The sequence below is a fragment of the Vibrio harveyi genome, from assembly GCF_030060435.1.
In the GTDB taxonomy this organism is placed as follows: Bacteria; Pseudomonadota; Gammaproteobacteria; order Enterobacterales; family Vibrionaceae; genus Vibrio; species Vibrio harveyi.
Genome location: NZ_CP125876.1, coordinates 632,133 through 655,510, shown reverse-complemented (window position 1 = coordinate 655,510; position 23,378 = coordinate 632,133). Strand labels below are relative to the sequence as shown.

General features: G+C 42.9%; 23 protein-coding genes. 6 read left to right on the top strand and 17 right to left on the bottom strand.

The window, feature by feature from the left end; translation table 11 throughout:
* Positions 1–292 precede the first annotated feature (292 nt).
* Complete coding sequence (ulaR, locus tag QMY49_RS19510; protein WP_005448893.1) at positions 293–1,048, top strand: HTH-type transcriptional regulator UlaR; 756 nt, start codon at positions 293–295, stop codon at positions 1,046–1,048.
* A 124-nt stretch (positions 1,049–1,172) separates the two neighbouring features.
* The gene (gene ulaG, locus QMY49_RS19505) at positions 1,173–2,240 is read left to right on the top strand and encodes an L-ascorbate 6-phosphate lactonase (RefSeq protein WP_005448892.1); all 1,068 of its coding nucleotides are present in this window, start codon (positions 1,173–1,175) and stop codon (positions 2,238–2,240) included.
* A gap of 566 nt (positions 2,241–2,806) precedes the next feature.
* On the opposite strand, the gene QMY49_RS19500 is transcribed toward ulaG, so the two are convergent.
* Together QMY49_RS19500 and ureG (QMY49_RS19495) are read right to left on the bottom strand one after the other, a co-directional pair.
* Complete coding sequence (locus QMY49_RS19500) at positions 2,807–3,511, bottom strand: carbonic anhydrase (protein ID WP_009696578.1); 705 nt, start codon at positions 3,509–3,511, stop codon at positions 2,807–2,809.
* Positions 3,512–4,385: 874 nt separating this feature from the next.
* Positions 4,386–5,009 carry an urease accessory protein UreG gene (ureG, locus tag QMY49_RS19495; protein ID WP_283316224.1) on the bottom strand — a complete coding sequence of 208 codons (624 nt, stop codon included), beginning with the start codon at positions 5,007–5,009 and terminating at the stop codon, positions 4,386–4,388.
* A 799-nt stretch (positions 5,010–5,808) separates the two neighbouring features.
* Here ureG (QMY49_RS19495) and QMY49_RS19490 point away from each other — a divergent pair.
* Entirely contained in the window at positions 5,809–6,633 is an 825-nt protein-coding gene (locus QMY49_RS19490; RefSeq protein WP_050936513.1) for an AraC family transcriptional regulator, read from the top strand.
* 224 nt (positions 6,634–6,857) lie between these two features.
* Positions 6,858–7,250: a nucleoside diphosphate kinase regulator gene (gene rnk, locus QMY49_RS19485; protein WP_283316220.1), complete on the top strand. Its 393-nt coding sequence runs from the start codon at positions 6,858–6,860 to the stop codon at positions 7,248–7,250.
* 68 nt (positions 7,251–7,318) lie between these two features.
* Here the strand turns inward: rnk and QMY49_RS19480 are convergent, their stop codons facing one another.
* Positions 7,319–8,584, bottom strand: coding sequence for a RidA family protein (locus QMY49_RS19480; RefSeq protein WP_152163959.1), 1,266 nt, complete (start codon positions 8,582–8,584; stop codon positions 7,319–7,321).
* A 117-nt stretch (positions 8,585–8,701) separates the two neighbouring features.
* Positions 8,702–8,884, bottom strand: coding sequence for a hypothetical protein (locus QMY49_RS19475; protein ID WP_053052533.1), 183 nt, complete (start codon positions 8,882–8,884; stop codon positions 8,702–8,704).
* A 1,164-nt stretch (positions 8,885–10,048) separates the two neighbouring features.
* On the opposite strand from QMY49_RS19475, the gene QMY49_RS19470 reads away from it, so the two are divergent.
* A complete protein-coding gene (locus QMY49_RS19470) occupies positions 10,049–10,276 on the top strand; it encodes a PAS factor family protein (RefSeq protein ID WP_283316216.1) in 228 nt (75 codons plus the stop codon).
* A gap of 139 nt (positions 10,277–10,415) precedes the next feature.
* Here QMY49_RS19470 and QMY49_RS19465 read toward each other — a convergent pair whose 3' ends face one another.
* From QMY49_RS19465 to QMY49_RS19455, 3 genes are read right to left on the bottom strand one after another with little or no spacing between them, the layout of a single operon-like run.
* Positions 10,416–11,420, bottom strand: coding sequence for a FecCD family ABC transporter permease (locus tag QMY49_RS19465; RefSeq protein ID WP_026000287.1), 1,005 nt, complete (start codon positions 11,418–11,420; stop codon positions 10,416–10,418).
* Positions 11,413–12,402: an ABC transporter substrate-binding protein gene (locus QMY49_RS19460; protein ID WP_283316212.1), complete on the bottom strand. Its 990-nt coding sequence runs from the start codon at positions 12,400–12,402 to the stop codon at positions 11,413–11,415. Before QMY49_RS19460 ends, QMY49_RS19465 begins: the two co-directional genes overlap by 8 nt.
* A 9-nt stretch (positions 12,403–12,411) precedes the next feature.
* Positions 12,412–13,173, bottom strand: a complete 762-nt coding sequence (locus QMY49_RS19455) for an ABC transporter ATP-binding protein (RefSeq protein ID WP_283316210.1) — start codon at positions 13,171–13,173, stop codon at positions 12,412–12,414.
* A 273-nt stretch (positions 13,174–13,446) separates the two neighbouring features.
* Between QMY49_RS19455 and QMY49_RS19450 the strand changes: the two genes are divergently transcribed.
* Complete coding sequence (locus QMY49_RS19450) at positions 13,447–14,223, top strand: AraC family transcriptional regulator (RefSeq protein ID WP_274790932.1); 777 nt, start codon at positions 13,447–13,449, stop codon at positions 14,221–14,223.
* Between the two features lie 113 nt (positions 14,224–14,336).
* Here QMY49_RS19450 and QMY49_RS19445 read toward each other — a convergent pair whose 3' ends face one another.
* The 10 genes from QMY49_RS19445 to QMY49_RS19400 form a co-directional block, all read right to left on the bottom strand.
* Positions 14,337–15,389, bottom strand: a complete 1,053-nt coding sequence (locus QMY49_RS19445; protein WP_269984656.1) for a DMT family transporter — start codon at positions 15,387–15,389, stop codon at positions 14,337–14,339.
* 198 nt (positions 15,390–15,587) lie between these two features.
* Positions 15,588–16,202, bottom strand: coding sequence for an urease accessory protein UreG (gene ureG, locus QMY49_RS19440; protein ID WP_009696564.1), 615 nt, complete (start codon positions 16,200–16,202; stop codon positions 15,588–15,590).
* A 30-nt stretch (positions 16,203–16,232) separates the two neighbouring features.
* Positions 16,233–16,979, bottom strand: a complete 747-nt coding sequence (locus QMY49_RS19435) for an urease accessory protein UreF (protein WP_283316203.1) — start codon at positions 16,977–16,979, stop codon at positions 16,233–16,235.
* Positions 16,930–17,439 (bottom strand): urease accessory protein UreE, encoded by a 510-nt coding sequence (ureE, locus tag QMY49_RS19430; protein WP_283316201.1) that lies wholly within the window; start codon positions 17,437–17,439, stop codon positions 16,930–16,932. The genes QMY49_RS19435 and ureE overlap by 50 nt, the downstream gene beginning before the upstream one ends.
* A gap of 19 nt (positions 17,440–17,458) precedes the next feature.
* Positions 17,459–19,162: an urease subunit alpha gene (ureC, locus tag QMY49_RS19425; RefSeq protein ID WP_283316199.1), complete on the bottom strand. Its 1,704-nt coding sequence runs from the start codon at positions 19,160–19,162 to the stop codon at positions 17,459–17,461.
* Positions 19,163–19,173: 11 nt separating this feature from the next.
* Positions 19,174–19,494, bottom strand: coding sequence for an urease subunit beta (locus QMY49_RS19420; protein WP_009696560.1), 321 nt, complete (start codon positions 19,492–19,494; stop codon positions 19,174–19,176).
* 10 nt (positions 19,495–19,504) lie between these two features.
* On the bottom strand, positions 19,505–19,807 hold the full coding sequence (gene ureA, locus QMY49_RS19415; protein WP_009696559.1) for an urease subunit gamma: 303 nt from the start codon (positions 19,805–19,807) through the stop codon (positions 19,505–19,507).
* A 77-nt stretch (positions 19,808–19,884) separates the two neighbouring features.
* Positions 19,885–20,793 (bottom strand): urease accessory protein UreD, encoded by a 909-nt coding sequence (locus QMY49_RS19410; RefSeq protein WP_017189779.1) that lies wholly within the window; start codon positions 20,791–20,793, stop codon positions 19,885–19,887.
* Positions 20,794–21,251: 458 nt separating this feature from the next.
* On the bottom strand, positions 21,252–22,085 hold the full coding sequence (locus QMY49_RS19405; protein ID WP_283316194.1) for a helix-turn-helix transcriptional regulator: 834 nt from the start codon (positions 22,083–22,085) through the stop codon (positions 21,252–21,254).
* A 170-nt stretch (positions 22,086–22,255) separates the two neighbouring features.
* On the bottom strand, positions 22,256–23,365 hold the full coding sequence (locus QMY49_RS19400) for a hypothetical protein (RefSeq protein ID WP_283316192.1): 1,110 nt from the start codon (positions 23,363–23,365) through the stop codon (positions 22,256–22,258).
* Positions 23,366–23,378: the final 13 nt, after the last annotated feature.

Here is a 23,378-nt window from a genome sequence, read left to right as displayed (position 1 = left end):
AATAAACTCTAACAATCAAAAGTAATCACGCAATGCTCATTTGTGATTATTTTGATATTTATCAATTTTGCCATCCAAAAAACCCTACAAATGGTAAGCGGATCACACACAAAAACTAAACTATCAATAAATACAACAACTTATAAATTCTTGTGATGAGGTTCAGATTTTCATCAGTCTTGAATTTGACAATCAAGAGCGTGATTAATAGAATCAAAACAAATCACAAGTAATCACCAAATAATCACTAGATACACATTTCGGTGAATTTGAATCAAATAGGGTGATGGGTATGAATGAAGTACAAAGACACAATGGCATTCTGTCTTTATTAGAAGAAAATCAGACGATTAACGTCTCACACATTATTGAGAGCTTTAACGTCTCTCCAGCGACGGCTCGCCGTGATATCTCTAAGCTGGATGAACTAGGAAAACTACGCAAAGTACGCAACGGCGCAGAACGCGTCGAAGCAGAAAAGAAAAAATGGTCACCGCTGAACATCAACAGCACTGAGCATTACGAAGAAAAGTCCTTGATTGCGATGCAAGCTGCTGAGCTTTGTCAGCCTGGCGACAGCGTGGTCATCAACTGCGGTTCGACCGCTTTCCTACTTGGGCAGAAGCTATGTGGACAAGACGTGCAGATCGTCACCAACTACTTCCCATTGGCAAGCTACCTGATCAATGAAGACCATGACGATGTGATCATCATTGGCGGTCAATACAACCGTTCGCAAAAACTGTTCTTAAATCCGGCGCCCAACTCGCTTGGCAGTTACGCAGGCAATTGGATGTTCACCTCGGGTAAAGGATTAACCGAAGCCGGACTCTACAAAGCCGACATGTTAACCGCGGTGGCTGAGCAGCAAATGCTTGAGCAAATCGACAAACTTGTCGTCGTGGTAGACAGCTCCAAAGTGGGTCACAGAACGGGCATGTTGTTCTGTCCTACCGAGAAAATCGACATTCTGATCACTGGCAAAAACGCCAACCCAGAGGTCATCAAAGCGATAGAAGCAAAAGGGACACAGGTCATTCTGGTCTAACGCGCCCTAGCCTCTTTCTCAAATAAATAAAAATAATTCAGCTCAGTGCCTTAACCACAAATTAAGGCGCTCGGCTCCCTACATCCCAAATTTAATAAAAATTGTGAAACAAAAAGGTGTTGCTATGAGTAAAGTAAATGAAATCACTCGTGAATCTTGGATCCTAAATACATTCCCTGAGTGGGGTACTTGGCTGAACGAAGAGATCGAAAATACGGTGGTAGAACCAAATACATTCTCGATGTGGTGGCTAGGTTGTACAGGTATCTGGTTGAAGAGTGAGGGCAACACCAACATCTCTATCGACTTCTGGTGTGGTACGGGCAAAAAGACGCAAAAGAATGCCTTCATGAAGAACCAGCACCAAATGATGCGTATGGGCGGTGTCGAAGCGCTGCAACCAAACCTACGTACTGCTATCTTCCCGCTTGACCCATTTGCTATCAAAGAGATCGACGCTGTGATGGCATCCCATGACCATGCTGACCATATCGACGTGAACGTCGCGGCAGCGGTACTGCAAAACTGTGGTGACCACGTGAAGTTCATCGGTCCACAAGCATGTGTCGATTTATGGATGGGCTGGGGCGTGCCAGAAGAGCGTTGTGTGGTCGCGAAAGTGGGCGATGTACTTGAGGTCGGCGACATGAAGATCCGCGTACTGGATTCATTCGACCGTACTGCACTTGTCACACTGCCAGAGGGCACTTCATCTTACGATAAAGAAATCCTCGACGGCATGGACAAACGCGCGGTGAACTACCTGATTGAAACTTCAGGTGGCTCGGTTTACCACTCTGGTGACTCGCACTACTCGAACTACTACGCAGCGCACGGCAACGAATACCAAATCGACGTGGCACTGTTGTCATTCGGTGAGAACCCTCGCGGCGTGACTGACAAGATGACGTCTTCTGACATCCTACGCGCAGCAGAATCGTTGAACTGTGATGTCGTTATGCCATTCCACCACGATATTTGGGCGAACTTCCAAAACGACCCACGCGAAATCGAAGTATTGTGGAATATGAAGAAAGACCGTCTGCAATACAAGTTCGCACCGTTCTTCTGGCAAGTCGGGGGCAAATACACCTTCCCAACCGATAAAGGTCGCATGCACTACCAGCACTTCCGTGGCTTTAGCGACATCTTCAAAAACGAACCAGAACTGCCATACAAAGCGTTCTTGTAATTCCGTCGCAACGTCAAACAGCGAAAACCAAAAGGGCTCTCAATTGAGTCCTTTTTTATTGCAGAAACTGCAGATTATACAGAGCGCATTTTCTACGACGATTAACATTCGCTATCTAATAGGTAGGAGAGCTTTCAGAGAGACTCACGCTCTCAAAAAACCTAGACGCTAGTGCATATCTACAAGCATTCTAATAAATGCCAACTTCGCTCTAACTTACGCTCAATATCGACAATATCCGCCTAAAGCCTCGAAGATAAACCACTTAAAATTGAGCTACTTAGGCATCTTTAATCGACAAAAATCATTTGATGTACTGCTTACAAGTCCAATGTTAAATTGGTTTCGGTTAGTACATCCGAGTGCAATGTGTGACTGCGTTCGATGTCGCTTAAGTGTCAAATCTCCAAGGATGGAGTACCCATCAAACACTTGAGTTCCACTTGATGTATGCTCTTATTTTTAATATCAAAAAGGACTCACTAAGAGTCCTTTTTTTCGTTTAGACAACCGTTCATCTCAGATAGCACGGAAACCGCGTCAGGTTTCGACTCATCATCAATGGGTTAGTTGAGAATGAGTCGAGCGTTAATAGGCTGGATAGGACGATTGTTCTTGCCCATGATGTCCATAAACGCTTTCACTTGCCCTGCAGATACCGTTTGAACCTCTTTTAGTACCAACCAACGAACGCCTTCAGAACATGGTGGTGTCGTTAACGAGCCATTGAATCGGTAGTAGCTGTGCTTAGAAGGAATGAGAGACTTGATGCTCACTGGTGCAAAGCTGGTTGTTTTGCCTTTTTCAAAGTCATGCTTTAGCAACTGCTCCAATGCTGGGTTTTCATCTCCTAGCTTATAGAAGACTGCCACAACCGCTAGATTGCCATCCTTATCGGCATGAACAAAGTGCGCCTCTAGCGGGTACTCTTTTCCGTTGATGTGGTTTTCAGATGGCGTATGGAAGTGAAACTGAGAAAGCGTGAACTTTTTATCGTCAACCAGTAGCGTGTTATTGCCTTCAACATTGGCTTGCAAAGTATGACCATTATCAATAGCAGAAACGGCATCACCTAAATAGTTGATGTTGATTTCATCCATAATACCCAGCACGGTTGATTGAATATTAACAGGACTTTGGTTCTTACCTTGCTGGCAATCTTCAGAGAACTTGCCCCAAAACTCAGGTCCATTCTCGCCTTCGTATCCCCAATGCGCAGCATGTGCTGCAGAGCTTAATAAAAGGCTAATCGCTAACAGTGATTTCTTCATCTTATCCTCATTTAATAAATTAAGAAAAATCAGATAATTAGTAAAACCTCAAAGTCATCACAGTGTCAGATAAATATAAACACATCCATAATCAACATTTATCAAAATGAATTAAGCAAATATTTAAACCACTTTGGAGCAGAACTAATAGTAAGGTTTGTATTTCACCATCAGACTAGATTATTTCAACATAAAGGAATCACAGCAAAACTGCTTGAAGCCTTATTCTTATACCTTAATAATCCAAACGCAAAACGAACATCGTCTAAAACGGCATCAATTTACCTCGTCATAAAAACCAAACTCTAATTCAGGGTTTACTGCCAACTAAAACTATCATTTAAAAAGACATGCGATTATGAGTGAATATATCTACGTTTATGATGACAAAATCTTGGATGAATACCTAGATAAAGTGAATGCTCGTAAAGATATGGTTAATCGATCGACATTAAGATTATTTGCCAATGAGCTTAAAATTGAACTTTCAGTCGGTAGGCTTAAAGCAAAAGAGTTTTACGACTATATAAGAAGACCCAAGAACATCATTAGATTATTGAAGTAGGGACTATTTAATAATCTGCTCCAGATATTTAGATTCAGCTTCAACCACAACTGAACGCATTGAAACAGAACGTGAGTCATATACTATAGTGTTCATCAAACGTTACTACACAATTGTTTGGTTTCACTTTGGTTCCGTAGATGTAATCATCTACTTTTCCTGCTATTGATTCTTTGCAGCTTTAATCATTTAAAGCTGCTTTTTTTTCAGTATCGACTCACTGTGGATATTAGGCATAGAAACGACTGCGAATAAATATAATTCTTCATGCATCATGATACGCAGCAGTTTCTATGGCGCACTTCGATGCTATCTCTTTTCAAGCATGCCTTTATCAACAATGAAGTCTATGATTTCTTGCAGCCCCTTCCCTTCTTTCAGGTTGGTAAACACATAAGGTTTTTCTGGACGCATTCGAGCGGTATCCGCTTCCATGACCTCTAATGATGCTCCAACATAAGGCGCAAGGTCTATTTTGTTGATAACAAGCAAATCAGAGCGTGTAATGCCCGGTCCGCCTTTGCGTGGAATTTTCTCCCCTTCCGATACATCAATCACATAGATCATCAAGTCAGCCAGTTCAGGGCTAAACGTGGCACTAAGATTGTCACCACCACTTTCGATAAATACCACGTCTAGGTTTTTGTGCCGCGTAGAGAGTTCCTCCACCGCAGCAAGGTTCATCGAGGCGTCTTCTCTAATCGCGGTATGCGGGCAACCACCAGTCTCTACCCCAAGAATACGGTCCGCATCTAAGGCTTCTGCCTGAGTGAGTATCTTTGCATCTTCTTGCGTGTAGATATCGTTGGTGACGACAGCGATCTGATAAAGATCTCGGAGAGTTTTGCACAGAACCTCTAGCAATGCCGTTTTACCAGACCCGACAGGTCCACCAACGCCAATTCGCAAAGGTTGTTTGTAGTCTTCTTGCATAAGAGTTGTCCAAATTATGGATGGAGTTAAAAATTCGATGTGTAATTATTTAATGGCTAATAATGAAAAAGCCGAACGTTATTGAAAGTCACCAATCAAGAGGATGATTTTGAATGGCGCTCATCAAGCAACAAGTGATGATTGTTTTAGTGAGTATTGGAGTATTGAATAAGGCACTGAGTTGTGAATGGTTTGAGAGTGATTAGGTAAACTCATTGGCGAAGTTTTTGACTAACTAACCCGTAAATATTGATAACGAAGGTTTGCAATTTTTATCATCAACAATGTCTACATGATTCGACTGGTAGGTTATGTCTCCTAACCACTCTCGAAGCAAAATATACAATAAAAGCCTCACCATTCAATTACGATATCAGCCCATAAAATTTAGAATTATAATTCAGGCTAAATTATCTGAACATTGTGACTTCATATCTAAATCCTAAGATGTTCAAAATACTTCAAGCACCATCTCTGCATAAAGAACACTATTATCAGGTGTGCTATTGATGCTCAATTCAGCTATGTGACTCGTAATCTTAATTTTCATGATTGATAAAAACAAAAACATTATTCATTACTTTCAATAAGTTAAATAAAAAATCAATAGCGCCTATTTAGATTTGAGCTCAAATTACTGAGATAAGACACTTTCTTTGATGAATTTATGAAAAGAACAAAGGAGTAGCGTTATACTGTGCGGTGTACTGTCGCATGGATGCTTTTCTTTTAGCCCAACTTACTGCCTGTAGTAAGCCCAATTATGAGATAAGCAATAGTGGAATATAGATATATTGAAATGTTCAAACCCGTAAAACTTGAGGAGTTTTACGTAGAGTATCACTACATCGTCAACATCGCCTTTGCCAAGGGGACGGTTTACATCAATGAACAACAAATCACCATCGATGGTCCAGCAACCTTAATTATTCCTCAATTTACCTGCTTGTCGTGTAATTTGACTCAAAAGTCGTCATTCTCACCATTGCAGATTCAGTTGTTAATCGTGACCGATGAGATGCTCGAATCCTCACTGCTTCAACTGCCCCAAAAACGTAGCTTCATTAAAAACACTGTCGCCCATCAACTGCCAACACCAGTGGATGTGGACAATAACTTTCAACTACTCAAAGAAGTGTATGACTCCTTAAGTAGAGATGCTTTGAAGATCATGTTCTTAGAGCAAACTCTGTACTTCATACTGCTCTCTCTTTGCGAGTCGGGTATCGATGTTTTCAATGTCTTTCAGTTCAATTACGAAGAAAGCAAGCGCGAAGTCATCGCACGAATGATCACGAAAGAACCACAAAGAAAGTGGCAAATTCAAGATGTTGCCAAGCAGCTGTTTACCTCTACCTCAACATTAAGAAGGCATTTGCAGAAAGAGAACCTGTCGTTTAGCCAACTATTGGTAGATGTAAGAATGGGGCTTGCATTGAACATGCTAACGTTCACTTCCTACAACGTTTCACAGATCAGCAACCGCTGTGGATTTGGTAGCGCCGCTTATTTTTGTGATGCCTTCAAGAGAAAATATCACTTAACGCCATCACAGTTCCGAGCTCAGTCTAAGAAGACCAGTGATGCGTCACTTGTCTCCACAAGAAGTGACGATGTGAGCTAACACCGCTCCAAAAAAAGGCAGTGGATGACGGATCGAGCGTGAAGCCTTGCGCTTTCTGCTCAGTCTATTTTGCTTTTCATTTAAATCACCAATCATTGCGTCCAGGTAACGTTTTCTCTCGTCCTTCAGGAGTATGGTGTTTCGCTTTATGCACTAGAAAACTTCACGATATACCCAAGCCATCTCAAAGGCTGGGTCATAAAAATTAGATTTAGGGAAATATTATGTCTAATTCGATCACCGTTACAGCTGATGACTACAACAACATCTGCCGATTACTGGATAACATTCCGAATTGCAGTGACGAGCTGCTTAAATTAGAAGATGAAATTGACCGCGCATTGATTGTCGATGCACACGAGATCGACAACAATATTGTCACGATGAACTCTAAAGTGACGTTTAAATTCCTTGGTGAGGATGAGCAGATTCAGAAAGTGCTCGTGTATCCAAACCAAGTGAAAGATAACTCTCACATCTCCATACTCGCGCCGATTGGCATGGCACTTATCGGGCTGTCTGTCGGTCAACGCATCGATTGGATACTGCCAAATGGCAACAAGAAAGCCATTGAGATCTTGGATGTCGTTTTTCAACCAGAAAGAAATATAGAGTAGAGATAATCCAACGAATAAACTCAATCATCAGCCATCACTCTTAACCAGAGTGATGGCTTTGTATTTGATTACACTTGTGGCGGTGTGCCTTCTGCATTTGACAGAACACAATCCATTTGAACTTTTGCACCTAGCGCAATGTTAGACACAGCAATCACGGTTCTTGCCGGCAAATCGCCATCAAAGAAAGTGGCGTACACCTCGTTGATTGCATCAATATCAGCAATGTCAGTCACTTGAATATTGACCTTAACCGCGTCATTCATCACGTGACCAATACTCTCAACGATCGCTTTAATATTTTTCAAACATTGCTCAGCTTGCTCTTTAGCCCCACCTTGAACCAACTCATGGTTCAGTGCATCTATCGGTAGTTGCGCGGAAATGTGGTTATAGTGAGAAAACGCCACAGTTTGCGTCGCAAGCGCATCAAGAGGAGCATTCAGCGTGTTGTTTGCCTTAATCACAATGCCATGACGATCTTCAACTTCTTGAGGCGGCGTACCGTCACCATGAGAAATCACGGCATCAATTTGTACTGCAGCGCCCATTGGCAGCGCTGAAGCTTGAATAACCGAGCGAGCAGGCATGTAAGCCACAGCTCTTGCGATCGCCGAATCTGGGAAGAAAGTACGGTACACTTCGTTCACTGATTCAATATCTGCTAGATCTTGCAGGTAAACGGTCGTTTTTACGATGTCATCCAGCGGTACATCAATGCTCTCTAGAATGTTCTTGATGTTTTGCAGACATTGATGAGTTTGTTCTTTTACGCCACCTTCGACCAAGTTTCCTGTCGCTGCATCTACCGGCAACTGTGCGGAGATGTTGTTGTAGTGCGAGAATGCGACCGTTTGTGTAGAAATCGGATTGGTCGGTGCCAGATCAGTATCACGCGACACCTTGATCAGGTCACATGGCTTTTGGGGTGTTGTCCCCTCTCCATTAGAAATAAGCGCATCCATTTGTAGTAACGCTCCTTCAAAAGGCACCGCCTCAATCGCCAGCACTGTGCGTGTTGGTAGAAGGTTCGTAAAGAAAGTCGCATATACCTTATTTACTTCTTCAACGTCATGAATGTTGGTCAAGTAGACATTTATCTTAACGACATCATCCATTACATGATCAATGCTCTCTACAATTCTTTTGATGTTCAAAAGACATTGTTTGGCTTGCTCCTGAATGCCACCTTCAACAAGCTGGTTGGTTTGAGGATCAATCGGAAGTTGAGCGGAGATATTGTTGTAGTGAGAAAACGCAACACTTTGCGTTGAATGGCTGTTGAGTGGTGCAGTTTCTGTATTTCTAGAGCATTTAATAATGGTGCCAGTCATTTTAATGTTACCTTTAATTAATGATAAAAGTATTTAACTTACATAAACATCATGGAGGCTAGAAAGGAGAGCCATTAGCTATATTTCATTCCAATTCAACATAGAATAATAATAGAATCAACTGCTTCTGTTATATCCATCTTTTAAACCATAGATAAATAGAGCCAAGATCAACAAAGAAGCGGTGATAATCAGAATAGTTCCTAATATATCGATTTTATTTAAAGAGAAAGTAATCATCCCAGATAGAACCCCAACAAGGATGACTAAATCAATTAATATGCCTCTAAATATTTTCATACCTCTCCTTTCACAAACAATCACATCGTAAGTAAAACTATAAGATTATGCTGATTATTTAGACGCACTTCATTACAACATGCGCGCATTATGTTTAATTTTTACACGCTTTACATTTCAATTTTCCCATTGCCTTGATGCACCTTTTCCTACTCAAAAATTCATCTCTAATATCATTAATAATATGAAACCAAGAAGAACAGAAAAAGGCTTGCATTTGATTTATAAATTAAACAATTAAGTCATAATGTTTTGAAATAATAAGAAATATTTCACACCCACTTGTCGATATAACCTCCTATTTGATAGAGTCCACTCGCTCATATGAATTGAGTAACCTACTCACAGATAACTTTATTCCGCTCTTGCACAACTTAGCCCTATCCAATTTTGGTTAGGGCTTTTTTTGAGGTAGAAAATGAACTTAGAAAGGATTGACTATTCATCGATTGAGGACTTTGAGATTAGGTTAAAGCCCTTCAATGTCACATACTGGAACAAGATATTAAGTTTTCTCAATTCTATTGATGATGTCACCTCCTTTTCTTGCGATTCAGAAGACAACGTCTTTGTCGAATTAGACTCAAGCTTACTCTTCTACAACTGTGAAAATTCAAATAAATACAAGTTTAATTTCGATAACGTTTTTATTTGTCAGTTTAAGTCTATCGCCAGTGATGGGTATAACATCCGCTTATATTCGAATGGTGTTAATTTTTTATCTATTTAACGGATAGTAAGCCGAAAAAATATGTACGAGAAAACAGATAAGTTATGTCCAAATTGCTTTCGTTGGCTACTAAGAAATACAGCCAAAGGTGAGATATATTGCCCCGATACGATCTCATGCAGAGTGAAGGGCTCATTGAGCATGCCTCCGTTAAAAGTCACCAAAGCGAGGCTGAGAAAAACCTTAGTTAACGAAATTAGAAAAGACAGACAGCACCAGAACCTAACGGTCATCAACCGAATTAATAAGCTCTTGAGTTAGAACATAACAAAAGAAGTGCTTTCACTTTGAAGCACTCACCAAAACTTGGATAAAGCGAGCAATCTCGTCCAAACCAATACTGATGAACACGACCACCACCGAGTATGCACATGCTCGGTGGTGGTACTTTATTTAAGCCCTAACAACGTAGAAAACAAAAGGACAAACAACAGATGAAGACTGTTATTCATGAAACCCTATTACGCTTATCCTCAGCCCCACAAGAGTCTCATGTTCAAATTAGGCAGGAGCTCTACAACACTCTAAAACTGCCATTCGAGAAGCAGTTAGCGCTATATACCCATGTTCTTGGTCCAGTAAGTTCCGGTCAGCTGTCCAGCAACCATAGCTTAACCAGAGCGGTTGGCGATGCGGAAAAAATTATCCAAAACAACAAGTAATCGACGGCAAGGAGTCGCTTTCTCACGCTTCCCTTAACAACCAAAAACAGTCGGTCTCGCCGTTTGAATACATAGCGAGACCGACTGTTATATACCGAGTTAACGCTAAGACAATTGGGCAATTGGGGTCTATCTCGCCTTATTTCTTTCTAAGTACGAAAAACAGAATAAACATAGAGCCAATTGCTGAGGTCATCAGACCTATGGGTAACTCCTGACCGGGGATCAGCACTCGGCTCATTAAGTCACTGGCTGAGAGCAGCATCGCGCCAATAAAAGCACATAAAGGCAATAGATAACGATGACTCGGTCCGGAAAATGGTTTCGCAAGATGCGGCACGATGAGACCAACAAAGCCAATCACGCCACTTAAAGAGACAAAGATGGCTGTAGAGAGTGCCGATAAGATAAACACGGTCACGCGGAGGAATTTGACGCTTACACCCAGTGAGTTACTGGTGTCCTCATCCACCAACATGGCATCGAGCGAACGCCAGCGCAGCATGGTAAACAGTGCGAGCACAATAACCCCAACAGAGGCAAACGGTAGATTTTCCCATTTTGCCAGCCCTAGTCCCCCCATCGACCAAAAGAGAATATTACTCGCCGAACGTTGATCGCCGGTATAAATCAAATATCCAGTAATGGCACTGAACAGGAACGAAACCGCCAATCCAGACAAGATCAGGCGTTCAACCCCTTGAGATTTTTGCAAAAAGAACACTAGGATGACCGAAGCTGCCGATAAGGTTGCCCCAGCAAATGCTGCCACCGGTAAAGACCATTGACCTAACGCTAAATCGAAATGGCTAATAACCGCAACAACGCCAGCCGATGCACCCGCGGAGAGCCCAAACAAAAATGGATCAGCCAAGTCGTTCTTAGTCACGGTCTGCAATAGCGCCCCCACCATAGCAAGCCCAGCACCAACTAAAATCGCGAGCAGAAATCTAGGAATTCGAATCTCACTCAAAATAACGTTGGTCATTGCAGGTAGCGAGGCGTGGTCAAAGGTAAAAAACTGATAGACCGAGGAAAAGGGTATGTTTATTGTTCCGTAAGAGAGCGAAAGGAACAGTATGACCGATAGCAGCATCAGGCTTGCCACGATAGCAAGCCAAAACTTTACATTCGAATTACTCATGAATCACGATACCAGCCTCGGGATGGAGCTTGGCTGCAATCTTCTTGATGGCAACCACATTGTTGGGACCTGGCGTCAGCTCACTGTACTTCAACCGCAAAAATTGACCATTTTTCACCGCATTCGTTTGGCGCATTAGAGGGTTGTCACTCAGGGCTTTTATCGAGCTGTTGATCGCTGCATCATCTGAGCTGCCATAATCCACCAAAATGATCATATCGGGATTATGAATGGCGACTTTTTCCCATGGTGCGGTGCCCCAACTAAAGTTCTCGTTACCCATCACGTTGACGCCACCAGCCGCTTTGATCAGCGCGTGAGGCATGGCAAAGCGCCCACTGGTAAAGGGCTGATCAATGCCTGAATCGTAAAGGAACACCTTCTTGGTTGGATAAGCAGCCACCTTTGCCTCTATGTCTTTGAGGTCTTTCTTCCAGCTCTCGACTAAGCTTTGTGCTTTATCACTCTTATCAAAGACTTTGCCCAGCTTAAGGACATCGCCGTAAAGCAGTTCCATAGAAGCTTGTTGTTTCTTCTTAGTAATGTGAGCGCAGCTTTCGCTGAGTACCAGCGTCTTTACACCAAAGTGCGCCAAGTTTTGTGGCGTCAGATCCGAGCCAAATTTTAGACCGTAGTTCCAACCAGCAAACAGGAAGTCCGGATTCTTTTCTAGTAAAGGTTCTAGCGTTAAGTAACGCCCAGAGATTTCGGGAATATCGCCTAAGTCTGTCTTGAACTGATCGGATACTTGATACCAGCCTGTAATACCATTTACTGCCACCATGTTAGGTTGTAGCCCCAATGCGAACGCCATTTCCGTCATATTGAGATCTTGGAATACCGCTCGTTTTGGTGCTTGTTCAAACGTCAACACGTCCCCGCAGCTTTCAACACTGACTGGGTAATGTGGTTCCGTCGGTGCATTGGTGTTTGCGTAAACAGAGACAGATAAAAACAACGGCATCAAGCATATTTTTTTCACGGTAACTCCTTAATCTATTTCAAAAAAACGAATCGCTTTTCCTGTTGTAGGATGTAAGAAATGAAGGGTATTCAAATCAAAAGTATCTTTTATCCAGTGAGCGTTGAGCGTGTTTTCGACCGTATCGCACACCTGCATCTTGCCTCGATTAATGATCATCACTTGGTCGGCAAAGTATTCGGCAAGGTTTAAATCATGTAGCACGGCAATCGTTGTAATCTGCTTATCCTTAACGATTTTGAGGAGCTCTATTCTCGCTTTAGGGTCTAAGTGATTCGTCGGTTCATCCAAAAGCAGCAACTTGGGCTCTTGCACCAACACTCGCGCTAAGTTGACGCGCTGAAACTCTCCGCCAGAAAGCTGCCCAACTTTTTGCTCTCTTAACGTCTCCAGTCCAAGCTCGGCGATCACGCGGGTAATGCATTCGTTGTCGTATTGACGTGTGGAATAGTGAAAATGAGGGAATCGCCCCAGTGAAATATAATCAAGCACTCTCATTTGTGGGTCGACGGTATTATTCTGCCCCATAAATGCAATATATCTTGAACGCATTTTATGGTTATAACTCGAAAGTGGTTTACCCAGAAAATTCAATTCACCGGAGAATATATTCACCGTTCCCATAATGGTGCGAATAAAGGTCGATTTTCCGCACCCATTAGGACCAACAACCGCTAAGAACTCTTTCTCTTTTAGACTAAAGCTAATATCCCTAACTAACTCCGTTTTAATGCCCAGTGACAATCCCTTAATGGTTAACACTTCTTTCACATTAATAAGCCTTGCTAGTTAATATTTAGCCATTATCAAATAAAAAAATCCGTAGTCAATAAAAACAGAAAATAAAAAATATGTTTTTAATTATGATTTAGAAATATATTCATTTTACTTAGAAATAGAGCCCTATCCTTTATTCATGTGAAACGAATAGCAAAGTTAATTTAAAAACTACTATATCAAATAGCTAAATTTCCAATCGTGATAATAGATATGAAGTATAGAAAAGTAATTGACTGTAAAACGATAACACTCAGAGAGTTTTATGTGGAACATCATTACATAATATATCTCTCTGAAGCCAAAGGGCTGGTGTCCATCAATGACAGTAAAATCGCCATTACCTCCCCAACTATCTTGATGATTCCTCAATACAGTCGAGTTTGGTGTGACTTACGCAGCGAGCGCCCGACACAGTGTATTGAGGTTCAAATACTGACTGTATCCAACCATACGATCGACTCTCTGATTGCTAAAGTTCCGCAGCGGGCATTTGGTGCCAATAATATCTCTTACGCTATCAGTGACAACTTCGAGATAAAGGACAGATTCAAAATATTAAAAGAGGGGCATGACGCATTAAGTAACCACGCATTAAAGACATTACTGGTTGAAGAGTCCCTATTTTTTATATTTTTAACAATGAGTTACTACGAAATGGATATTGTTCGAATGTTCAAGTCCGATCATTACCAATCAAAGCGAGAAGTCATCACTCGGATGATAAGCCAAGATCCGACTCATAAGTGGCAAATTGAGGAAGTCGCCAGCAAGCTGTTCATCTCCTCTTCCACATTAAGAAGACACTTGAATAAAGAAGACGTCTCTTTCAGCCAATTGCTGTTAGACGTAAGAATGGGCATTGCACTCAATATGCTGACGTTCACTTCCTACAATGTCAGTGAGATCAGCCATCGTTGCGGCTTTGGTAGTTCGGCTTACTTCTGTGATGCATTCAAACGAAAGTACAATCTTACGCCCTCAAAGTTCAGACAATATTCTAGAGAAAACAACGGTTCATCACTGCTGACACTCAAGTACTAATCACTCCCTCATAGCCAAACAAACACAATCGAAGCTCATAATCCACAAAACCTAAAAAAGCCCAATATTGGCGTTAATATTGGGCTTTCTATTATGTTTACAAGAACGGAAGCTTAGCCTTCCACTTTCGCTGGCTCGCCTTTGAACTTGTTTAACACGGCAGTATGCAGACCATTTTGATACGCCACCGCAACGAGTACAATCACCACACCGATTGACTGCAATAGCGTCACCGACTCACCACTTGTAAATGGTGCAACAAGAACGGTAGTAATTGGGCTTAATAGCAATAGACCTGCAACAACGGTCGGGTCCAAGTTTACCGAACCAATTTGTACAAATACCCAAGCAACTGCATGACCAACAACACCTAAGATCACAATCCAGATCCAGTTGCTCATATTAATCGCATCACCAGCAATTGAACCATCAGCTGCTGATAGTGGCAGTTTGCCGTCGACAAGAACACCCGTGGTAATGTTGAAACCGTGCGTCGTCGCCATAACAATCGCAGCAGGGATAAGCTGAGCGAGGAATACCCACATCAGTGGCTGGAAGTAGCGACCGGCGTTCAGTGTGCCCGACTTACGGCTAGTATAGAGGTATAGCGCGTAACAAATACCCGATTTAATACCTAATATCGTACCCACTAGCGCAATTGGGTAGCCCCACATGGTGCTTGGACCTTCGGATGGACCGCCTTCTAGAACACCACCCGCTAGAACAATACCGAACAACATAATCGGTACTAGGAACCAGAAGCTTTTCTCTGGCTTAAACTTATCAAACGTCATGGCAAGCAATGGCATGATGATGATCTGTAGGTTAAGCAAGATAGATGAGATGCCCGCACCAATAAAGAAGATCGCAAAGTTCCAAGAGGTCATATCAAGACCAAGGAAAATACCGGCAACAATAGCGAGAGCAAAACCAGATTTATTAATTAAGCCTTTCTTTTTAATTTCAGCAACGGCAAATGGAATCAACACTAAGAAGCCCACAAAACAACGTAAGAAGGCGTTGGTTGCTGGTTCAAAGTTTGCTTCTTTTACCATGATTGCCGAGAACGCTAAGGCGAAAATACCAATCATAATAAACATATAAGCAAGTGGTTTGCTCATTTTTTTCTCTGGTCCAGATGTGGACGCGGTTCTAACTTCAGACATAAATAGCCCCAGAATGTAAATAAAAGTAATATTGGATTTTTTAATTAACGCACATTGTTATTTAGCAAAATAAAAATATGCATTAATAAGCCATACCAGTACTCAATGACTGGTATGGCTTAATTAATACAGAGTTAAATAATTTGCGTAGGGAAACGCTAGGGTAAATATCGTTTTTATATTAAAAGAAGATGGATGCTATCTACGGTCAGGCAGCATGCCTTCTTTCAAAATAAAGCTAATAATTTCTTCTAAACCAACACCGTCATGTAAGTTCGCGAAAATAAACGGACGATCGCCACGCATCTTCTTCGCATCACGGTCCATAATATCGAGAGACGCGTGTACATATTCAGCAATGTCGATTTTATTAATGATCAATAGATCTGACTTAGTGATGCCCGGACCACCTTTACGTGGGATCTTGTCGCCTGCAGACACATCAATAACGTAAATCGTTAGGTCAGACAGTTCTGGACTGAATGTCGCAGCCAAGTTATCACCACCAGATTCGATCATCACTAGCTCAAGGTCTGGATGACGCGATTGTAAGTCGTTCACCGCCGCAAGGTTCATCGAAGCGTCTTCACGGATCGCAGTATGTGGACAGCCGCCTGTTTCTACGCCAAGAATACGATCCGATGGCAGCGCGTCATGCTTGAGCAAGAAGTCCGCATCTTCACGGGTGTAAATATCGTTCGTTACAACCGCGATGTTGTAATGATCTTTAAGTGCTTTACACAATTTACGTAGCAGCGCTGTTTTACCAGAACCAACAGGACCGCCTACACCAACACGTAAACACTGTGTCATATTAATTTTCCTTTTGTTCTTTAAAGCAAATTAGCTTCGAAATAGTCTTGAATATTGCGTTTCATGTTTTGCACTTCCTAGCGCTAAACCAGGAAGCGTTGGACCTAGCTCCCAATCCTCTAAGCTGAGGGCTGATTCGACCGCTTCAACAAGCTTAGGTTGCAGTCGAATACACAGACGCTGTGCTGCGGTATGCCCCAGCGGTAGTGCTTTACATGCCACCGCCAATTGGTTTTCTAACCATCCCCATGCAAAGCCAAGCAGGCTCTGTCGAACAGGAATATGGTTAAACTGTGTAACCCAAGCAAACATGGTCACGTATCCAGGTTCTTGAAGCTGTTTTGCCCCTTCAACATGCAGCTGAGGGTGCATTTCAAGATTGGTCAGTAAGTCTATTAATGCTTGACCAAGACGAATGTCTTCTTCGCATAACTCAGAGGTTTCGCGATTCGCTAACAGCCAATCGTTCCAAAACGTCACTTCTTGGCAATCATGATTCGCCCACGAGTGATACAAGCGTGCTAACACAGGTAATTCGCAACGCGATAAACCGTCATCAAGCACGCCTTCTAGCCACGCACAAAGCTCTTCTTCGTTTTTCACCCAACCAAGCTCAAAAGCGCTTTCTAGCCCTTGCGACCAAGCAAACGCACCAATAGGTAGTGCTGGGCTAATAAATTGCATCAAACCAAGTAGTGCTAGATCACCGACTTCACGATCAGAAGTATTAGTGTCCATGCTGATGCCCGTGGTGATGGTGACCATGAGAGTGATCATGAGATTGCTCACGACCAGCATGCGCGTACGCGCCGGATTCTGGGTCAAAAGGCGCTTGATGATGCGTCAATGTTGCACCAAGCAGCAGTGCCAATTCTTCAAGCACATGGTCCGGCGTCATTCGTACCCAACAACGTCCGTCTTCATCCTGACCAACCGCAAGCAATGTGTGGCGGTTGCCTAGGTGATAACAAAGGCGAGCGAGAGGAAGCGTGCCGTTGATGTAAGCCGTCGTGACGGGTTCGTTCGCTGCATGGACACGAATCACTTCACCCGTTTTCGCTTCTAGCAGGTCGCCATCACGTAATACTGGTCCACGATCGAGAAACAAACCGACATCATGTCCCTTTTCCGTCACTCCTTTCAGGCGTCCTCGGATACGCAGCTCATAAGGAAGAATAAGACTATCGAATACCTCACATTCCGTATTGGCATCTAATCGTTTTGTTAGTTCAAGCATTGCAAGCCCTTACTGTTAATTAGAACAAATGGTAGCGTTGAGCCAACGGAACTTCTGTTGCTGGTTCACACGTCAATAGAACGCCGTCTGCACTTACTTCATAAGTTTGTGGATCTACGGTCAGTTCAGGACACACGTCGTTGTGCTTCATGTCTTGTTTGGTCTTGTTACGAACGTCTTTACACGCAACAAGCGGGCTGTTCAGACCCAGTTTTTCTTCTAGACCTGTGTTCATCGCAGCTTGGCTAACAAACGTCATGCGCGTCGCTGACACTGCACGACCTAATGAGCCGAACATGTTGCGGTAGTGAACTGGCTGAGGCGTTGAGATCGCCGCGTTTGGATCGCCCATCGCAGCGCCTGCGATCATGCCACCTTTCAAGATGATGGATGGCTTAACGCCGAAGAATGCTGGTTTCCAAAGCACCAAGTCAGCGAATTTACCTACTTCAATCGAGCCCACTTCGTGTGCGATACCGTGAGTGATGGCTGGGTTGATGGTGTATTTCGCGATGTAGCGCTTCGCACGGAAGTTATCAGTGCCAAGATCTTGGTCTTCAGGAAGTAGACCGCGCTGAACTCGCATCTTGTTTGCTGTCTGCCAAGTACGACATACCACTTCACCCACACGTCCCATTGCTTGTGAGTCTGATGACATCATCGAGATCACGCCCATATCGTGAAGAATGTCTTCTGCGGCGATACTTTCACGACGAATACGAGAGTCAGCAAATGCTACGTCTTCAGGGATGTTTGGATCTAGATGGTGACACTCCATCAACATATCCAGATGCTCATCAACGGTATTGATGGTGTACGGACGCGTTGGGTTTGTTGAAGAAGGCAGTACATTTGGTAATGCACACGCTGCAATGATGTCTGGAGCGTGACCACCACCCGCACCTTCCGTGTGGTAGGTATGGATACAACGATCTTTAAATGCAGCCAGCGTATCTTGTAGGAAGCCAGATTCGTTCAAGCTATCTGAGTGAAGCGCAACCTGAACGTCGTAGCGATCTGCAACATTCAAGGCGTTGTGAATACATGCAGCAGTCGCACCAAAGTCTTCGTGGATCTTCAGGCTCATTGCGCCAGCTTTTACTTGCAACTCAAGCGCTTCAGGCGTACTTGCACTGCCTTTACCTAGTAGACCAATGTTCATTGGTAAATCATCGACCGCTTGCATCATCTTACCGATGTGCCAAGGACCTGATGTGCTGGTTGTCGCTAGACTGCCTGTTGCAGGACCCGTACCGCCACCAATCATGGTTGTTACACCACTCATCAGCGCTTCATCAATCTGTTGCGGACAGATAAAGTGGATATGTGTATCGATACCACCTGCGGTTAGGATTTGGTTCTCACCTGCGATGATTTCAGTACCAGGACCAATGATGATATCAACATTAGGCTGTACATCTGGGTTACCCGCTTTACCGATTGCCGCGATACGACCTTGCTTAAGACCAACGTCAGCTTTAACGATGCCCCAGTAATCCATGATGATAACGTTAGTAATAACCGTATCCATCACTGCGTCATCACAACGCTGGCTCTGACCCATACCGTCGCGAATAACTTTACCGCCACCAAATACGACTTCTTCACCGTAGTGCGTGTGGTCTTTTTCAATCTCAATCCATAGCTCTGTATCACCCAGACGGACTTTGTCGCCCGTGGTAGGACCGTACATGTCTACATACGCTTGTCTAGAAATCTTCATTACTGTTACCTTTACTTAGAATTGTTATCTAGTGAGCCCATCACGTCGCCACGGAAGCCGTAGACTTGACGTAAACCAGCGAACGGAATCAGCTCCACTTCGCGGGTTTGACCTGGTTCGAATCGGATTGACATGCCAGCGGCGATCGCTAGGCGGTGACCGTAAGCAAGCTCTCGGTCAAAAGATAAAGCGCGATTCGCTTCAGCAAAGTGGTAGTGCGAGCCAACCTGAACAGGGCGGTCACCCGTATTAGAAACTTTCACTGGAATCGTTGTGCGGTCAGTACACAGCTCAATGTCATCTGCTTTTAGTTGGTATTCACCTGCAAACATGGCGGTCTCCTTAAATAATCGGGTTATGCACAGTCACTAGCTTTGTGCCGTCAGGGAAAGTTGCTTCTACTTGTACTGTTTCAATCATTTCAGCAATGCCAGGCTGCACATCAGCACGAGTTAAGATTTCACGACCTGCACTCATCATTTCTGCAACGGTGCGCCCTTCACGTGCACCTTCCATGATTGCGCAGCTGATCAGCGCAACAGATTCTGGGTAATTCAGCTTAATGCCTTTTTCTTTGCGTCTTTCAGCAAGCAGACCTGCAGTGAACAAAAGTAATTTGTCTTTATCTCTAGGTGTTAATTCCATCGTTTACTCCGTTTCATGATTTTCAATATAAAATCGCGTTATTAGATGTTTAATAAGGCGTTATAATTCGAGTTTGATTAAGTCAGCCAGATTCTTGGTATCACTGGTTCCATGCCAATGAGCAGCGGACGCAATACTTCTCTCGCTTGTTGGAATAAGTCCCAAACTTCGTTTCTTTCGGTACCGAGATAGCGGATGACCAACACACCACGACGCTCACTCACCGCCCAACGGTCGGATGCTGGCATGTGCTCTCGAAGTGCTAAAATCGCTTGTTTTGGGTCGTCTAGACCGACCGCCCACATATTGGCGTGAACCGTTGAACCGCCTTGCCCCCACTTACCAGTAAAACGCGGATGAGTCGGGTCGACCGTTTGTCTTTCAAGCCACAGCGGTTTGCCATTTTGGTAGAGGTTAAATTGTTGAGTGATGCACCCACTTTCGAATGGCAGCTCACTGGCAGGTCGCCCTAGAACGGTAATTTCCCAGCCAAGACACTTGGCATTTGTACCCAAGTTGATCGTGCAAGTTTGGTCACCAATAGAACCATCAAAAGCAATCGACTCTTGAGGAAGCCACTCTAAAATGGCGTTCTCCTCAACATCCAAGTTGGTGTGTTGTTTCCACGGCACCAAGTTGCGGTCGGCTTTGTATAGCTTGTTTGCGGCGGGGGTTGTCACTAAAGCGTGAGCGTCACTTTGTACACCAATGTTGAAGTTCAGCTCGTCACCACTCACCAAACCACCAGGCGGGTGCAGAATGTAGACATGGCAACAGCCGTCTTTACCCTCAGGATAGAAAGGTCTTTGGACGATCAAGGGTCCAAAGTGTCGTAGGGTATTTAATCGTGTGACACTGGAATTACCTTCAGCATGCGCACCAAATTTTAATGTCAAAGACGCTAACCACTGACGATTGAGACCAAAACCTTGTTCAACACGAGGTGTATTGGTTTTGTCAGTCGTTGTCGTTTGGAAATCTGTCATATGAACATACCTTTCTACCTACCTTTAAATAAAAAATTAGGATTAAAATGCTTATTACCGTTTCATTGGTAACGAGTGAAATAGGTCAAACTTCAACGAATAACGCTGAATAGGAATAGAAATCACGAGTAATAAATAACGCCTAGTGAAAAGAGATACTTAATAATTCTCTTCTTTAATTTCACCTATAGCGTCACTATTAATAAACTTACACAATTACATGGATTTCTATATCGATGCTGTAACGAATGGACACAATATACAGGAATCAAGCGGAGTCTAAATTAGACATTTTGCCCAAAAGATTACAATATAAATGTCAGCATCAATTCATTATTAATGGAATGTTTAAAACTATTTCTACGTTACTAAACAAAAAATATAAACAGTGAATTTACTCACAATTTCTATCATTGCTATGCGATGAGATAAGAGTGAATTACCGGAAACCGAAAAACTTAAACAATGGATTTTCTGAAGCGGCTTCTGAACTGTTGAGGGGTGGTCTGCTTATTTTTTTTAAACACAGTGCAGAAATAGGCAGAGCTCTTAAACCCACTCAGGTTGCTTATCTTCAATATGCTGAAGTTACTGAACTTCAGATACCGAATCGCAACATTGAGCCTGACCTCGTTGAGGATGCAAGAGAAAGACTTCTGCTCTGCTGATAATCCTCTCCTCAAGGTAGAAATGCTGGTCGCCATAGACAGAGCCGCCGCCTCAAGCGTCCAATGCTTCCTCGGTTCACGCATAAGTAGATTGGACAATCTCTCAGAAACCGACAGGTCACTTTTCATGTTTAAGACGATATTGATGTCTTTGTTTTCCAGGTGTAGGTGAATCAGAAGTTCAACCACACTCTGTCTAAGCAGCGCTTTATTCAACCGCCCCATACAACGATGCCCATCAACGACCCGATTCATTAAAAAGACATCACAAAAATCTTTGTTATGAGCTTTTAAGAAATTTCCGCCATCACTCGAACGACACAATTTTCTGTTTCTCTTATCAAAGATAAACTTGTTTAACTCGTAAAGGTCTCGCTTAATAAAACCAATATCAAAATCATTTAAGCTAATGAAGTCTAATTCAGAATCCTCAGTTAACTTTGATATATTAACGTGAACAAACGAGTTTTTTGGAATGATAATTAAGTTATTGTTAAACTCCTGAACAGGAGAACCATTAATACTAATATCTCCTTGATAACCTGAGACTCTGGCAAATATCGTCTTTTTAGTTCTGTAATTGTGTAGCCTAAAATTGCTGGCATTAATATTATGAAAAAACATTGCTATCAAATAATTAACATCTATATACTGTCAAGCATACTAGCAAGATAGTCGATTCTTTGTGCGACATGTATAGATAATCAATCCATAAATGAAGTTATATGACTTCAAATCTAAATCGCTCCCCTACCCTTATAGAAAACTGGTCGCAGTAAAAGCAAGAAACTCAACTAGCATAACAAGTACTTCTTGGTGTTAGCCTCAGTGTGGCTTTTGACTACCCCTTCTTCTTCAAGCAGAGTGAGCGCTTTTTCAATAGGCAGTCTTAACAACCCTAGCTTTATCATTAACGTATCGACCGATACTGAAGTGTCGCCGATGGATGACAAGCACTGAACAATGCAATTTCTGGTCTTACGCTTTGACTCGTAGTTGCTGATAAACCGCCTCTTGACGGCGATCTTCTCTTTCTTACTCTTACATTGACTACCCAAATCCATACGAAACCAATTTAAGTCTTCCAATAACACGCTATATGGCTCACCCAAGTTATCAATGACCACTAACTGATCATCCGTTGAGTTGATCACGGTGTAATCCACGCCCTCCGATATTCTTGTCTCGCTCGGTGTTTTTATACTCGAGTAGAAGCGAATGGTGTCACCAAGCAAGCTATCGCTCTCTTTCTCCAACTTGCCCGTGGCGACAGCCAAACCAACATCAATCAACTTATAGAACTCGCGCACGATTTTGTATTTTGGCTGATAGGCACAGTCTAAGTTCAGCTCGCAGGTTGCACAGTGATAATGACATTTACATTGGACGTAGGATTGGTTGGAACCATCGTAGACCCAGTTATTGCGATAATTGATGTAATACATACTGCCCAGAGCCGTGTGGGTCACATTCACCTTGTTACTTTTTACCAACCGACTCATGGTGGTGACGAGCGTCTCTTGGTTATAAACACCCTTGATATAGAGGTTTTGAGAGAGCTCTTTTAGGCTCACCTTCTGCTCAGAGTTAAATAAATAACCAACGATTTGGTTCTCTAAAGCATCAACGGCGTCGTTTTCTTTTTCCTCGAATTCTTTTTTGAATTTTCGGACTAAGATTTTCAGTTTATCTTTAGCCAGACGTATCACTTGAGCCTTGGAGATATCATGTGTTGGTTCTAGCAAGGAATAGAGCTCAAACCCCGCGCCTTCAAACTGTAGGGTGCGACATAAGCCTTGCCTTAACGTTCTAATTTCTTTCTTTTTTCTCCCATCCACAGCATGAACACGCAAGATAAAGTGATGAATCTCTTTCGCAAAAAATACCAATTTCATAATCGTCATTTAAAAATAAAAA

Coding starts and splice junctions, on each gene's coding strand:
- QMY49_RS19465 (WP_026000287.1), bottom strand. CDS start 11,420: ATGAGTAATTCGAATGTAAAGTTTTGGCTTGCTATCGTGGCAAGCCTG.
- QMY49_RS19420 (WP_009696560.1), bottom strand. CDS start 19,494: ATGTTTGCAGGTGAATACCAACTAAAAGCAGATGACATTGAGCTGTGT.
- QMY49_RS19470 (WP_283316216.1), top strand. CDS start 10,049: ATGAAGACTGTTATTCATGAAACCCTATTACGCTTATCCTCAGCCCCA.
- QMY49_RS19410 (WP_017189779.1), bottom strand. CDS start 20,793: ATGACAGATTTCCAAACGACAACGACTGACAAAACCAATACACCTCGT.
- QMY49_RS19480 (WP_152163959.1), bottom strand. CDS start 8,584: ATGACTGGCACCATTATTAAATGCTCTAGAAATACAGAAACTGCACCA.
- ureE (WP_283316201.1), bottom strand. CDS start 17,439: ATGCTTGAACTAACAAAACGATTAGATGCCAATACGGAATGTGAGGTA.
- QMY49_RS19400 (WP_283316192.1), bottom strand. CDS start 23,365: ATGACGATTATGAAATTGGTATTTTTTGCGAAAGAGATTCATCACTTT.
- QMY49_RS19405 (WP_283316194.1), bottom strand. CDS start 22,085: ATGTTTTTTCATAATATTAATGCCAGCAATTTTAGGCTACACAATTAC.
- ulaG (WP_005448892.1), top strand. CDS start 1,173: ATGAGTAAAGTAAATGAAATCACTCGTGAATCTTGGATCCTAAATACA.
- rnk (WP_283316220.1), top strand. CDS start 6,858: ATGTCTAATTCGATCACCGTTACAGCTGATGACTACAACAACATCTGC.
- ureG (WP_009696564.1), bottom strand. CDS start 16,202: ATGACACAGTGTTTACGTGTTGGTGTAGGCGGTCCTGTTGGTTCTGGT.
- QMY49_RS19500 (WP_009696578.1), bottom strand. CDS start 3,511: ATGAAGAAATCACTGTTAGCGATTAGCCTTTTATTAAGCTCTGCAGCA.
- ulaR (WP_005448893.1), top strand. CDS start 293: ATGAATGAAGTACAAAGACACAATGGCATTCTGTCTTTATTAGAAGAA.
- ureC (WP_283316199.1), bottom strand. CDS start 19,162: ATGAAGATTTCTAGACAAGCGTATGTAGACATGTACGGTCCTACCACG.
- QMY49_RS19475 (WP_053052533.1), bottom strand. CDS start 8,884: ATGAAAATATTTAGAGGCATATTAATTGATTTAGTCATCCTTGTTGGG.
- QMY49_RS19490 (WP_050936513.1), top strand. CDS start 5,809: ATGTTCAAACCCGTAAAACTTGAGGAGTTTTACGTAGAGTATCACTAC.
- ureA (WP_009696559.1), bottom strand. CDS start 19,807: ATGGAATTAACACCTAGAGATAAAGACAAATTACTTTTGTTCACTGCA.
- ureG (WP_283316224.1), bottom strand. CDS start 5,009: ATGCAAGAAGACTACAAACAACCTTTGCGAATTGGCGTTGGTGGACCT.
- QMY49_RS19445 (WP_269984656.1), bottom strand. CDS start 15,389: ATGTCTGAAGTTAGAACCGCGTCCACATCTGGACCAGAGAAAAAAATG.
- QMY49_RS19435 (WP_283316203.1), bottom strand. CDS start 16,979: ATGATCACTCTCATGGTCACCATCACCACGGGCATCAGCATGGACACT.